General features: G+C 67.9%; 13 protein-coding genes and 1 tRNA gene. 4 read left to right on the forward strand and 10 right to left on the reverse strand.

Translation table 11 applies throughout. The annotated features are described in order from the left end of the window. Positions 1–54 precede the first annotated feature (54 nt). The 3 genes from G372_RS0111395 to G372_RS0111405 form a co-directional block, all read right to left on the reverse strand. Positions 55–681 carry an HPF/RaiA family ribosome-associated protein gene (locus G372_RS0111395; protein WP_018863432.1) on the reverse strand — a complete coding sequence of 209 codons (627 nt, stop codon included), beginning with the start codon at positions 679–681 and terminating at the stop codon, positions 55–57. Between the two features lie 195 nt (positions 682–876). Then, entirely contained in the window at positions 877–3297 is a 2421-nt protein-coding gene (lon, locus tag G372_RS0111400) for an endopeptidase La (RefSeq protein ID WP_019623948.1), read from the reverse strand. Then, a complete protein-coding gene (locus tag G372_RS0111405) occupies positions 3294–3665 on the reverse strand; it encodes an Hsp20/alpha crystallin family protein (RefSeq protein WP_018863434.1) in 372 nt (123 codons plus the stop codon). The genes lon and G372_RS0111405 overlap by 4 nt, the downstream gene beginning before the upstream one ends. A gap of 320 nt (positions 3666–3985) precedes the next feature. Between G372_RS0111405 and G372_RS0111410 the strand changes: the two genes are divergently transcribed. Continuing rightward, on the forward strand, positions 3986–5029 hold the full coding sequence (locus G372_RS0111410; protein ID WP_019623949.1) for a hypothetical protein: 1044 nt from the start codon (positions 3986–3988) through the stop codon (positions 5027–5029). Here the strand turns inward: G372_RS0111410 and G372_RS0111415 are convergent. Continuing rightward, entirely contained in the window at positions 5007–6080 is a 1074-nt protein-coding gene (locus G372_RS0111415; RefSeq protein WP_019623950.1) for a ribose-phosphate diphosphokinase, read from the reverse strand. The two genes, G372_RS0111410 and G372_RS0111415, sit on opposite strands and share 23 nt — an antisense overlap. 33 nt (positions 6081–6113) lie before the next feature. On the opposite strand from G372_RS0111415, the gene G372_RS0111420 reads away from it, so the two are divergent. Next, a complete protein-coding gene (locus G372_RS0111420) occupies positions 6114–7226 on the forward strand; it encodes a CapA family protein (RefSeq protein WP_019623951.1) in 1113 nt (370 codons plus the stop codon). On the opposite strand, the gene def is transcribed toward G372_RS0111420, so the two are convergent. Continuing rightward, a complete protein-coding gene (def, locus tag G372_RS0111425; RefSeq protein WP_026340353.1) occupies positions 7219–7755 on the reverse strand; it encodes a peptide deformylase in 537 nt (178 codons plus the stop codon). The two genes, G372_RS0111420 and def, sit on opposite strands and share 8 nt — an antisense overlap. Positions 7756–7847: 92 nt before the next feature. On the opposite strand from def, the gene G372_RS0111430 reads away from it, so the two are divergent. Together G372_RS0111430 and G372_RS0111435 are read left to right on the forward strand one after the other, a co-directional pair. Further along, the gene (locus G372_RS0111430) at positions 7848–8129 is read left to right on the forward strand and encodes a type II toxin-antitoxin system RelE/ParE family toxin (RefSeq protein WP_018863439.1); all 282 of its coding nucleotides are present in this window, start codon (positions 7848–7850) and stop codon (positions 8127–8129) included. Position 8130: 1 nt separating this feature from the next. After that, positions 8131–8391, forward strand: a complete 261-nt coding sequence (locus G372_RS0111435; protein ID WP_019572130.1) for a helix-turn-helix domain-containing protein — start codon at positions 8131–8133, stop codon at positions 8389–8391. A gap of 127 nt (positions 8392–8518) precedes the next feature. Here the strand turns inward: G372_RS0111435 and G372_RS0111440 are convergent. The 5 genes from G372_RS0111440 to moaC all read right to left on the reverse strand — a co-directional run bounded on the left by G372_RS0111440 (position 8519) and on the right by moaC (position 12806). Beyond that, positions 8519–8594, reverse strand: a tRNA-Phe gene (locus tag G372_RS0111440). A 92-nt stretch (positions 8595–8686) separates the two neighbouring features. Further along, complete coding sequence (locus G372_RS0111445) at positions 8687–8962, reverse strand: oxidative damage protection protein (RefSeq protein WP_038070483.1); 276 nt, start codon at positions 8960–8962, stop codon at positions 8687–8689. Next, positions 8946–10001, reverse strand: a complete 1056-nt coding sequence (gene mutY / locus G372_RS0111450) for an A/G-specific adenine glycosylase (protein WP_019623953.1) — start codon at positions 9999–10001, stop codon at positions 8946–8948. The genes G372_RS0111445 and mutY overlap by 17 nt, the downstream gene beginning before the upstream one ends. Positions 10002–10083: 82 nt before the next feature. Continuing rightward, positions 10084–12318, reverse strand: a complete 2235-nt coding sequence (locus tag G372_RS0111455) for an AsmA family protein (protein ID WP_019623954.1) — start codon at positions 12316–12318, stop codon at positions 10084–10086. Beyond that, positions 12315–12806 carry a cyclic pyranopterin monophosphate synthase MoaC gene (moaC, locus tag G372_RS0111460; protein WP_018863444.1) on the reverse strand — a complete coding sequence of 164 codons (492 nt, stop codon included), beginning with the start codon at positions 12804–12806 and terminating at the stop codon, positions 12315–12317. The genes G372_RS0111455 and moaC overlap by 4 nt, the downstream gene beginning before the upstream one ends. Positions 12807–12811 lie beyond the last annotated feature (5 nt).

Here is a 12811-nt window from a genome sequence, read left to right on the forward strand (position 1 = left end):
GTGAAGGCCTCCGTTGGTTTGTTCGGGGCGTGGCCTGGACGGGCAGGGGGTGGGTCAGTCGCTACCGCGCCACTCCGGGGGCACGTCCTCGCGTTCGCGGGTCTGGTCGGTTTCGCGCTCGCCCGGCTTGTTCACCAGGCGCACCGTGCTGGCCTGCGGCCCTTCCTCGCCCATCGACGGCTCGAAGCGTACCTCGGTGCCCACCGCCAGGCGCGGAAAGTCGTGTCCGAGCACCGCATGTTCGTGAAAATAGAACTCGCGCCCGTCCGGCGTGCGCAGAAAGCCGTAGCCATCGTCCTTGAACACGCGCACCACCAGCCCCCGGTTCTCCTGATCCGCCGGCGCCAGGGTCGCGCGCGCGGTCTGGTGCACGGCCTTCGACAGGCGGCGCTCCATCGCGTCGAAGGCACGGTTGATCACCGGAAACAGATGGCTGGCCTGCTCCACCGTCACCGGCTCCTCGTGCACCACCAGCCGGCGGTTGCGCGGCAGGCGCACCTCGATGGTCACCTTGTAGGCGTTGCCCTTGTGCCGGTGGTGATGTGGCTGCGAGACGATCACGTGGCAGGAGACGATCTCGTCCGACATCCGCTCCAGCCGTGCCACGCGGTCGCGGATCAGTTCCTCGCTCCAGTCGGAGCGATCCACGTCGTGGTAGTTGAGTTCCAGGGGGATCTGCATGGTGCCTCCTCTGTCTTGCCGTGACCGTGTACCCGACGGGATCACGGCCGTGTCGTTGCTCGGCCAGTGCAGCGCGACGGCCGGACCCTGCCGAAGCCGGGCCTTGCGGCCGGTTCGGCGCATCAGGCGCTGCGCATGCGCGGCAGCCCGGTTCGTGGTCGACCACCCTCCTGCGCAGAAGTAGCCGGCCTGGGCTTATTCGGCGCTTCCCCTGGGGGTGTGCGAGTCGTTTCCCATCGGCGGCGCGAAGCGGTAGCCGCCTACCTCCTCCGTGGCCGCTTCCTGCGGCGGCGGCAGCAGTTCCGGGATCGCGGCCCGCAACGCGTCCTCGATGCGCTCGGCGAACAGGAACTCCATCTCCTCGCGCACGGTATCCGGAAGGTCCTCCAGGTCCTGCTCGTTGTCGTGCGGCAGGATTACCCGGCGGAACCCGGCGCGCCGCGCGGCCAGCACCTTCTCCTTGATCCCGCCCACCGGCAGCACCAGCCCCGACAGCGTGATCTCGCCGGTCATCGCGGTGTCGCTGTGCACCGGGTGGCCGCTGTACAGCGAGGCCACCGCCGTTGCCATCGTCACCCCGGCGGAGGGGCCGTCCTTGGGGATGGCACCCGCCGGCACGTGGATGTGGATGCCACCCGGCGAGGGTCGGAACCCGAGCCGGCCGGCATGCGCCAGCGCCCAGTTCTGCGCCGCCTGTGCCGACTCCTTCATCACGTCGCCGAGCTGCCCGGTCAGGATCACCTTGCCCTCCTCGGGGATGCGGATTGCCTCGATATAGAGCACGTCGCCGCCGGTCGGCGTCCAGGCGAGGCCGGTGGCGACACCCGCTGGCAGATCCTTGCGTGCCTCCTCCGGGCGGAACCGCTCGCGCCCCAGCAGCTCGCCCAGCAGCTCCGGCTCGATGGTCGGTGGCACCTCGCCGGCCTCGGCGATGCGCAGGGCCAGCTTGCGCGCCAGCCGGCCGACCATCCGCTCCAGCTCGCGCACCCCGGCCTCGCGGGTATAGCGCGCGATCACCCGCAGCAGCGTCGCGTCCGGCACCTGGAACTGCTCCGTGCCCAGCCCGGCCTGGATGCGCTGGCGCTCGACGATGTAGCGCCGCGCGATCTCCAGCTTCTCCTCGTCGCTGTAGCCGGACAGGCGCACCACCTCCATGCGGTCGCGCAGCGGCCCGGGGATGGTGTCCAGGGTGTTGGCGGTGGTGATGAACATCACCCGCGACAGGTCGAACGGCAGATCGAGGTAGTTGTCGCGAAACTCGGTGTTCTGCGCCGGATCGAGGACCTCCAGCAGGGCCGAGGCCGGATCGCCACGGAAGTCCTGGCCGACCTTGTCCACCTCGTCCAGCATCAGCACCGGGTTGGCGCTGCCGGCCCGGCGCATGGCCTGGATGATGCGCCCCGGCATGGCGCCGACGTAGGTGCGCCGATGCCCGCGCAGTTCCGCCTCGTCGTGCAGCCCGCCCAGGCTCAGGCGCTCGAACTCGCGCCCCAGCGAGCGCGCGATCGATTTGCCCAGCGAGGTCTTGCCCACCCCCGGCGGGCCGACAAAGCACAGGATCGGTGCGCGCGCCTCCGGGTTCAGGCGCAGCACCGCCAGATGCTCGAGGATGCGTTCCTTGATGTCGGCCAGGTCGTAGTGGTCCTCGTCCAGCACGCGGCGGGCGCGGGCCACGTCCAGGTGGTCCTCGGTGCGCCGGGCCCACGGCAGTTCGAGGATCAGGTCCAGGCGGTTGCGGATCACCCCGTGCTCCGGCGAGGCCGCCGGCATGCCCTCCAGCCGCGTCAGCTCGCGCTCGGCCTCCTCGCGCACCGGCGCCGGCAGCTCCGCCGACTCCAGGCGCTCGCGCAGCTCTTCCACCTCCGAGGCGCCGGGGGCCTTCTCGCCCAGTTCCTTCTGGATTGCCTTGAGCTGCTGGCGCAGCAGGTACTCGCGCTGTTCGCGGCCCATCTCCATCTTGGCCTCGCCGACGATCTGCCGGCGCAGCTTGCGCACCTCGTACTCGCGACGCATGTAGTCGAGCAGCAGGCGCATCGCCGCCTGTTGCTCGGAGGCCGCCAGCAGTTCCTGTGCCTGCGCGAGATCCAGCTCCAGCAATGTTGCCAGCAGGTACACCAGGTGCAACGGGTCCTCGACCTGGTCCAGCAGCACCGCCAGGTCGCGGGTGCCGAACTGCGAGTCCTCGGCGCGCAATTGCCGCGCCAGGCTCACCAGTTCGCGCTTCAGCGCCTCGGCCTCCGGCCCCGGCTCCAGCACCACAGGCGTCGGGGTTACCCGCGCCATCAGGCAGTCGCCCTCGCGTTCGGTGCTTTCCAGGTGCACGCGCTCGATGCCCTCGACGATCACCTCCACCGTTTCCTCCGAGCGGATCAGGCGCTTGATCTCCCCGCGCGTGCCGATCGGGTGCAGATCGGCAAACCCCGGCTCCTCCACCTCGGGCTCGCGCTGGGCGACGATCACCACCGACTTGTCGGCGCTCTCGGCCGCCTTTTCCAGCGCCGCGATCGAGCCCTTGCGCCCGGCCGAGTACGGCCCGGCGGTCATCGGGAACAGGACCGAGTTGCGCAACGGCAGGACCGGGAGCAGCAGGGCATCCGGCTGAGTGGTCTCGCTCATGGCTCCTCCTCGTTCAGCAGGATGTTCAGCAGCAGCATGCCGTGGCGCGCCTCACGCTCGATGCGGGCGGACTCCAGGTCCGCCGGCAGCTCGAAGGTGCGGCTGAACTCGCTGTAGGGAATTTCCAGACGCTGGCAGGCATGGCCCGCCCCGGGCGGTGAATCGCGGCGGCGACCGCGGACCACCAGAAAGCGTTCGTGCACTTGCACCCGCACTGCACCCGGGTCGACCCCCGCCAACTCCAGCTTGATCAGCCAGCCGCGACGGTTGCGGTAGATATCCGCCGATGGGCGCCAGCGGCTGGGTCGGAGCTGTTCGGTGCGCGCCAGGACCAGGCGCCGGGTGAGACGGACAAGATCTGAATCCATGTTTCCTCGACCGGTTGTACTGGTCGCCCCGCGTGCGCCAGGGTTGCACCGGACGCGGTTTTTCCGCCCGGCCGACATGCCCCGGCGTACGCCTCGGAGGCGTCCCGGATCCCCTGTATCCCGAGTCTAGACCACCCCCCGCGGTATCGATGGCGCCGCGCATCCAGATCATGGCGGCTTCCTTGCCTGTGCATCTCGCGGGCAAGAATGCCCCGCCACGAGTAGGTACCCCGATGATCTAGGCTCCCAGGGAAAGGGCAGCGTGGATGCGCGGTGGATGGCGGCCGCGCGAACGGGTCGGGGGTGGGAGGGCAGCGCAGGTGGACGATTGCAGCATCGGCGAGAAGGTCGCGTTCCTGCGTCGGCCGGAGGCGTATCCGGCGGAGCGGCCGGCGCGGGTGGAGGTGATCGAGACGCACATGTCGTGGGTGTTCCTGACCGAACGGCATGTGTACAAGCTGAAGAAGCCGGTGCGCTATGCGTTTCTGGATTTCAGCACGCTGGCGGCGCGCGGGCGCGACTGCACGGCGGAGGTGCGGCTGAACCGGCGGCTGGCGCCGGATGTGTATCTGGGGGCGGTCCCGCTGAACAGGGATGCGTCCGGGCGCCTGAACCTGGACGGCGATGGCGACACCGTGGACTGGCTGGTACAGATGCGACGGCTTCCGGCGGAGCGCATGCTGGACCAGGTGGTCCGCGAAGGACGGCTGCAGGAGGTGGATCTGGAGCGGCTGGGGGCGCGTCTGGCGACGTTCTATGCGGGCTGCGAGCCGGTGGCGCTGACAGCGGAGGGTTATCGCCACCGGCTGCTGGAGACGGTGCGAGGCACCCTGGAGGCGCTGCTGGAGTCGGTGCCCGAGCAGGACCGCGCGCGCATCGAGCGCATCCTGCAGGCGCAGACGGCCTTGCTCAAGGAAGCCCCGGCGCTGTTCGACGCGCGCGTGGCACAGGGGCGCATCGTGGAGGGGCACGGCGATCTGCGTCCGGAGCATGTGTGCCTGACACCGGAGCCGGTGGTGTTCGACTGTCTGGAGTTCAACCGCGAGTTGCGCACGCTGGATGCGGCGGACGAGCTGGCGTTCCTGGCGATGGAGTGCGAGCGGCTGGGAGCGCCGGAGGTGGGGCGGGTGCTGTTCCGGGTGTACGGCGAGCACAGCGGTGACTGGCCGGAGGCGCGGCTGCTGGCGTTCTACAAGTGCGGACAGGCCTGTGTGCGGGCCAAGCTCGCGCTGTGGCACATCTTCGAGCTGCCGCGGCGCGAGTGGGAGCCATGGCGGGCGAAGGCCGCGGAGTACCTGGCGTTGGCGGACGGCTATATCGGCAGCGGGCAAGTGCCGCGGTTCAGTCCTCCTGCAGGTCCGTGAGCGACCCGCCTGCGTGCAGGCGGGTGATGGCCTGGGCGAACAGGGGCGCGGCGGAGACGATCTCCAGACGCTGGCCCAGCGCCTCGTGGTCGATCTTCGGCGGGAGGATGGTGTCGGTGACCAGCACCCGCTCGAAGGCGTCGCTGGCGAGGTTTTCCTGCGCGCCGCGGGTGAATGCGCCATGCGCGGCCACCGCGAGCACGCGTCGGGCACCGGTCTCGCGGCAGGTGCGTGCGGCGTGCAGCAGGGTGCTGCCGGTGGCGATCAGGTCGTCCACCAGCACCACAGTGGCATCGCTCACGTCGCCGATCAGGCGGCCGAGGGTGAGCTTGCCGCCGGCGCGGGCCTTTTCGAAGAAGGCATCGCCCACCTCCCGACCGAGCTGATTGGCGAGGCGTTCGCGAAAACGCACCGCGCGCTTCACCCCGCCCACATCGGGCGAGCAGACGACCACGCGGGTCTCCGGCTGCAGCTCGGGCGCGAGGTGCAGCGCAAACAGGCTGCGCATCTCCAGGTGCTCGCGCGGGCAGCGAAAGGCGTTGTCGTAGGCGGCCGGGTTGTGCACCTCCAGTGCCATTACGCGGTCGGCGCCCATGGCCTCGATCAGCTGCGCGAGGTAGCGCATGGTGACCGGATCGCGCGGCTGGGTGCGGCGGTCCTTGCGTGCATAGCCGAGGTAGGGGAGCACCGCGGTGACGCGGCGCGCGCCGGAGTCGCGCACACAGGCGAGGAAGAACAGCAGCCGGCACAGGCGATCGTTGACGCTGCGCTCGGGGTCGGAGTGCAGCGCGTGCAGTACGTACACATCCCGCTCGCGCACGCTCTCCAGCGGCCGCGCCTTGTGCTCGCCGTCCTCGAAGCCGCGTTCCTCGTGCTCCGCTAGCGGAAGGACCATGTGTTCGGCCACACGGCCACCGAATTCGCGCGATCCCTCCAGCGCGAACAGCATCGGATCGGATACGTTGCCGGGCATGTTCACGCCCTCCGTAAAGGTTTGCGGGGCTCTGATCGGAGTGTAGATCGCGGCGTCCCGCGCCGCCCCGGTGCGCATGTGCTTCACTCAAGGGACGGGAGGTGCAGCGGCATGAACGAGACCCACACCGTCCGGCTGATCCTGGCCGGGGACGTGATGACCGGGCGCGGCATCGACCAGATCCAGCCGACGCCCTCCGACCCCGAGCTCTACGAAGGCTACGTGCGCGATGCGCGCGACTACGTGGCGCTGGCCGAGCGCGCCAACGGCCCGGTGCCCCGCGCTGTGGAGCCGGGCTACATCTGGGGTGATGCCGTGCCTTTGCTGCAGGGCCCCGAGGCCGATCTGCGGATCATCAACCTGGAGACAGCGGTCACCACGTGCGACGAGCCGTGGCCCGACAAGGCCGTGCACTACCGCATGCACCCGGCCAATATCGATTGCCTGCAGGTGGCCGCGCCGGACTGCTGCGTGCTGGCCAACAACCATGTGCTGGACTGGGGCCGCCCCGGGCTGGAGGAGACCCTGGACACCCTGCAGGAGGCCGGGCTGTGCGCTGTCGGGGCCGGGCACGATACCGACGGTGCGCAGGCGCCGGCGGTGCTCGCCTGTCCGCAGGGTGGGCGGGTGCTGGTGTTCGCGGCCGGTCATCGCAGCAGCGGGGTGCCGGGGGACTGGGCGGCGGATGCGGGGCGCTGTGGTGTGCACTACCTGCCCGACCTGTTGGATGCGACCATCGACCGCCTCGGCAAGCAGATCGCCGCGGTGCGCCAGCCGGGCGACCAGGTGGTGCTGTCGATCCACTGGGGCAGCAACTGGGGCTATCCGATCTCGCAGGAGCAGACCGCGTTTGCGCGCGGGGTCATCGACCGTGCCGGGGTCGATCTGGTGCATGGACACTCGTCGCACCATCCGCGGGCGCTGGAAGTCCATCGCGGGCGGCTGATCCTGTACGGCTGCGGTGACCTGCTGAACGACTACGAGGGCATTGGCGGCCACGAGGCCTACCGCAGTGACCTGTCGCTTCTCTACATCGCCACGCTACAGGACGGACGGCTCGCCGGCTTGCAGATGGTGCCGCTGCAGATCCGCCACCTGCGCCTGAACCATGCCGCGACTGACGACGCCCGCTGGCTGGCGGCCACCATGGACCGCGAGGCACGCCGCTTCGGCGGACGGGTATCCCTTGCCGAGGACAGCCGGTTGCATCTTTTCGTCAGTTAGTCGCGTGGAATTCGCGGTACTCGTCGAGGAAGGCGAGGCGGGTGGTGTCGGTGACGCGGTCGATGAACAGAGTGCCGTCGAGGTGGTCGATCTCGTGCTGGAACACGGTGGCGAGGAACCCTTCGGGTTCCAGATGGCGGGGCGTTCCGTCGGGTTCGTAGTAATCAACGGCGATGTGGCGCGGCCGGGCGACCTCGCCGCGCAGGCCGGGCACGGACAGGCAGCCTTCCCAGTAGCGTTGCGGGGTCGGGTCCAGCACGGTCACGGTCGGGTTGACGAGGACGAGGCGGCCGGTGGGTACGGCACCGGGGTAGCGGGTGTTGCCCGGCTGGATCTCGATCACGGCCACGCGTTGCGCCACGCCGATTTGCGCGGCGGCCAGGCCAAGCCCTTCGTTGGCATGCATGGTGTCGACCAGGTCATCAACCAGGGCGTACAGCTCGGGGCTGGCAAATTGCGAGTCGGGTACCGGGTCGCAGACGCGACGCAGGTCGGGGTGCCCCATGCGCAAAATACGGCGAACGCTCATGGGAAGGATGATGCCACGATGCCGTATCTTCCGCCCTCGCGTCGGGATGCCAAAGTTGACATACCATATTTAGCATACATACTCTATTTGGTATGTGGGATGTCTTTGAACACAAGAGGGTAGAAAAGAACCTGGCGGCCGCGCCTGCTGAAGTTCAGAAGCGGTACGAGAAGTGGAAGGACATCGTCACCATCTCCGGTCCGCAGGGGTTGCGGCATATTCGGGGCTTCAACGACGAAGCCTTGTCCGGTAAGTGGAAAGGCTTCCGATCGTCGCGACTGAATATCCAGTACCGCGTTATTTACCGGGTGGAGAAGGACAAGGTGCTCGTAGAAGTCGAGAAGATAACTCCCCACGATTACGGGAGGGCGTGACATGAGTGATTATCGCAAGGCAGACAGGAGGGTCGAGGTTTCGGTTGGCGAATCGGTCCGGATCCTGCGTGAGCTTCAGGAAATGAGCCAGAACGATCTGGCGAATGCCTCCGGGATCCCCCAGTCGACCATTTCGGCCATTGAGAATGACCGCGTACGACTCGGTGTTGATCGTGCCAAGGTCCTGGCAAGGGCATTGCGCTGCCACCCCGCCGTACTCGTATTCCCGGGCTGGGATGTCGAGCATGAGTCGGCCGCATAGCCATCAAGCCATTCGGGGACACTCAAAGTCGGATCAGGTACCAGGCCGAAGGCACGACGCACGTCGGGGGTCCACGCGCAGGATACGGCGAACGCTCATGGGAAGGATGGTGCCACAGGAGAGATAATGGTGGCCGGGGACGGAATCGAACCGCCGACACGGGGATTTTCAATCCCCTGCTCTACCGACTGAGCTACCCGGCCATTTTTCGGAGGGATTCGCCCTTTGGGCGAAGGGCGGTATTAAAGCGGTCCGGGGCGTCCACGTCAAGCAAACGCGGCCGAACCGCCCGGAATCAGGACTGGTTCGGGTCGACGAAGCCTTCTGGCTTTTCCGAGCCATCTCCGAACAGGAATTTTTCCATTTCCTCTTCGAGGAACTTGCGCGCCTTGGGATCGACCGGGGTGAGGCGGTATTCGTTGATCAGCATGGTCTGGTGCGCCAGCCAGGCATTCCAGGCTTCCTTGGAGACGTTCAGGTAGATCTTCTTGCCCATCTCGCCCGGGTAGGGCGGGTAGTCGAGGCCCTCGGCCTCCTGGCCGAGTTTCACGCAGTTAACGGTTCGTGCCATTGCCGGAATCCTTGTGGTCGTGCAGATAACGCTGGATGGGGGCCGGGATGCCGACCGCCCGCGATGTGCCGGGTTTATACCAAATCGACCTGTCGCCTTCCATGATCCCACACGCGTTCGGCGGGAGCCGGTAGCAGTGGATGCGCAGATCGAGGTGGTAGTGGCTGAAGGTGTGGCGCAGCCCGTTGGTGTCGTGGGCCTCGGCCTGCGGCCACTGGCTGCGCACCCACTGGTCCAGTTCGGGCGCCTCGGCGGCCTCGGGGAGGCTGTACAGCCCGCCCCAGATGCCCTGTGCCTCGCGTTGCACGAGCAGGCTGCCTTGTACGGTTTGCAGGTGGGCGGCGTGGCGGATGCGCGTGGGGAGGTCCTTGCGCGGGCGCGGCGCGGGCAGCTCCCCGGTCCGGTCTTGCGCCAGAGCCTGGCAGTCGCCGGCCACGGGGCATTGCGGGCAGTCGGGGCGGGTACGCGTACACAGCAGGGCGCCCAGGTCCATGATGGCCTGGGTGTAGTCCGCGCAGCGGGTAGTCGGGGTGCGGGCTTCGGCCTCGGCCCACAGCTCGCCCTGCACGGCCGGGCTGCCGGGCCAGCCATCGATGGCCGCGTGGCGGGCGAGCACGCGCTTGGCATTGCCGTCCAGGATGGGCTCGGGGCGGTCATGGGCCTGGGCGATGATCGCGGCCGCCGTGGAGCGGCCGATGCCGGGGAGCTGTTCCAGGGCCTCGCGCGTGTCCGGGAAGCCCCCGCCATGCTCGCTCACGATGTACCGGGCTGCGCGATGCAGGTTGCGGGCGCGGGCGTAGTAGCCCAGGCCCGACCACAGATGCAGGACCGCGTCCTGCTCGGCGGCCGCGAGTGATTCGACGTCGGGGAAGTGCTCGATGAAGCGCTGGAAGTACGGGATCACCGTCTCCACGCGTGTTTGCTGCAGCATGATTTCGGAGACCCAGACGCGATAGGGCGTGCGCGGGTGCTGCCAGGGGAGGTCGCTGCGCCCGTGCCGGTCGAACCAGCCGAGCAGGCGTTCGGCGAAGGGTGTCATCGCGCTCAGTGTTTCCCTCAGGTAGAAACGAAGCGGCCGACCCCGGGGGCCGGCCGCTTGAGTGCCAGGGCTGCCGGCACGATTACCGCAGGCGCTCGCGCAGGCCGCGCTCCAGCTCGCGGCGCAGGTCGCGTTCGCCGGACTCTTCGGCCTCGTCTTCGGCGTCGTCGCTGCGGCCACCGTCGAGGCGCTGCATCAGGCTGTCGCGCAGGCGATCACCTTCTTCCCGGAGGCGTTCGCGTGCGTCGTCCTCGAAGCGCTCGCGCAGGATGTCTTCCAGGTCGAGCCGGAAGCTCGGGTCGCCGAAGGTGCCCGTGATGCGGATCGGCAGGCGGATGCCGCGCAGGTCGTCCAGCGGCCGCCCGCCCTGGCCTTCAATGGTGTCGACCAGGGTGGTGTTCAACAGGTAGTCGAGGGTGTCGTCCGTCAGATCGGCCTGGCCCTCGCCGTGTATGCGCATGAGCGGGGAATTGGCCTCGAGATCGTCGTTGTGCACGACGCCATCACGAATGTCGAAGGTGGCGGTGAGGTCGCTGAAGTCGGTCTGGTTGGGTTCGTCTTCTTCCAGACGCTCGCCGCGCAGCCGCGCCTCTGCGCGGCGGATTACCTGGGCGACATTGATGCCACGCACCGCACCATCGGAGAACGCCATGGAGCCGGAGCCGTTCAGGGCACTACGCAAGGCATTGACGGTGTTGCCGCGGGTGGCGATATCCAGTTCCAGATCCCCGATGCCCATCAGACGTGCTTCGTCCCCCTGCATGTCCTCCAGCAGTGCACCGATGTCCAGTTCGCCCAAGTCCGCCGCAAGTTCGTAGCGCGGCGTATCCTCGCGCACGTCGACGCGCAGGCGGCTGGTCAGCTGGCCCTCGTAGGCTTGTGCCTCCAGTGGGTCGATGCGCCAGTCGCCTTCGTTGGCGCGGATCTCGAGCTGGATGTTGCGCATCACCATGCCCAGGGCGTTCAGACGTTCCAGCGCCATTTCGCCGCGGACATCGATGCCGCGCAGCAGCTCGACCGGGAGTTCGATGGCGATGTCGTCATCGTCATCGTCGTCGCGCTCGCCATTGGCGGGGGCGCCTTCGGTGCGCGCCCGTTCGACTTCGGGGGGCAGGTATCGGTCAAGGTTGAACTCGTTTCCGCTCAGGTTGAAGTCGAACAGCGGGCGTTCGCCACTGGTATCCAGGCGGGCATCGCCGACCAGCCGTGTGTCATCGATGGTTACCAGGAACGGACTCAGCTCCAGAGACGTCAGGCTGCCGTTGGCCGACAGGTCCAGCGCCACGCGCTTCAAGGCATCCGGATCACTCGTTTTCGGCGGTTCGAGACCGAGGTCTTCCATGAGGGACGGCAGCGAAAACGTGTTGCTGCGAAGTTCGCTGCGAACGGCCAGGTCTTCGGCCGCATCCAGGCCAGTCAGCTCGGCGAAGCCCGTTAGCCGCATGTCGCCCAGGCCCACCGTCACACGCTCGAAGCGCATGCTCGCCTGATCGGCCACTTCGAGCGCGACGTCGGTTTCCAGCGAGACCCCGATGGGGCGTGGCAAGCCGGCTCCCTCCACACCGAAGGTCGCGTTCAGGCGGCGAATCGAATAGCGGTTGCTCAGAAGGTCCACGTTCAGCAGGCCTTCCAGGTCCATCGCGAACTCCACCGGCTCCGGTAGGTCACCGCCCTCGGCGTTGACGACGGCCTCCATTTCCAGAGGGGTTTCCACGCCGGGGCGGAAGCGACCGACCTCCAGGCGGAACGGATCCAGCGTGGCCTGGAGCCCGGTCATGCGGTCGTCCCAGTTGACCCGTGTGTTGGTCAGGGTCACGCCGGCGATGCCGATGCGCTCCATCGCAAGGCGGGACTCGGTGGCGGTGCGTTCCTCGCCGTTGTTGGCTCCGACGGCCTCGTCGCGGGCCTCCTCGGCGCGCTCGGTGAGGTCGTCCCAGTTGGTGCGCCCGTCTTCGTCGCGCGCCAGGTTCAGGCGTACGCCGTCACCCTCGATGTGCCGGACGTCCAGTTCGCGGCGCAGCAGCGGCATCACCGCCACGGAGACATCGACGACATCCAGCTCGGCGAACGGGTCGTCGCCAAAGCCCTCGGCATTGCCGAAGCGAACCTCTTCCAGACGCAGGCCGAGGTTGGGGAAGAAGGTCAGGCCGATCGGGCCTTCCAGGGTCAGTTCGCGGCCGGTGGCGTCGCGGACTTCGGCCTCGATGCGTTCCTTGTAGTCGTTGGCGTCGAAGGTCGCGACCAGATAGATCGCGACAATCACGACCAGCAGCAACAGGATCGCGATCAGGGCCAGCAGGCGCTTGATCCATTTCATTGGGGGTCTCCTTGCGTCGTGTCCGCCCGCCAGGTGCCGCTGCGGCCGCCGCGCTTCTCCAGCAGGCGCACGCCATCGATCACCATGCCGCGGTCCACGGCCTTGCACATGTCATACACCGTCAGCAGTGCGGTGGAGACCGCGGTCAGGGCCTCCATCTCCACGCCGGTCTTGGCGTGGACCTCGCAGGTCGCCTGCACGCGGACGGCGGTAGTCTCGATATCCAGTTCCAGGGCCACCCGCGTCAGGCCGATCGGATGGCACAGCGGGATCAGGTCGCCGGTACGTTTTGCACCCATGATACCCGCGACGCGGGCGATCCCCAGAACATCCCCCTTGGCATGGCGGCCTTCGCGGATACGCTGGAGGGTTTCCGGCTGCATGTGTATGCGGCCCTCGGCGATCGCTACCCGGTGGGTGACCGACTTGCCGCCGACGTCGACCATGTGCGCATGGCCTTCCGCATCGAAGTGAGTGAAGTCGTTCATCGTAG

The sequence above is a fragment of the Thioalkalivibrio thiocyanoxidans ARh2 genome, assembly GCF_000385215.1.
GTDB lineage: Bacteria > Pseudomonadota > Gammaproteobacteria > Ectothiorhodospirales > Ectothiorhodospiraceae > Thioalkalivibrio > Thioalkalivibrio thiocyanoxidans.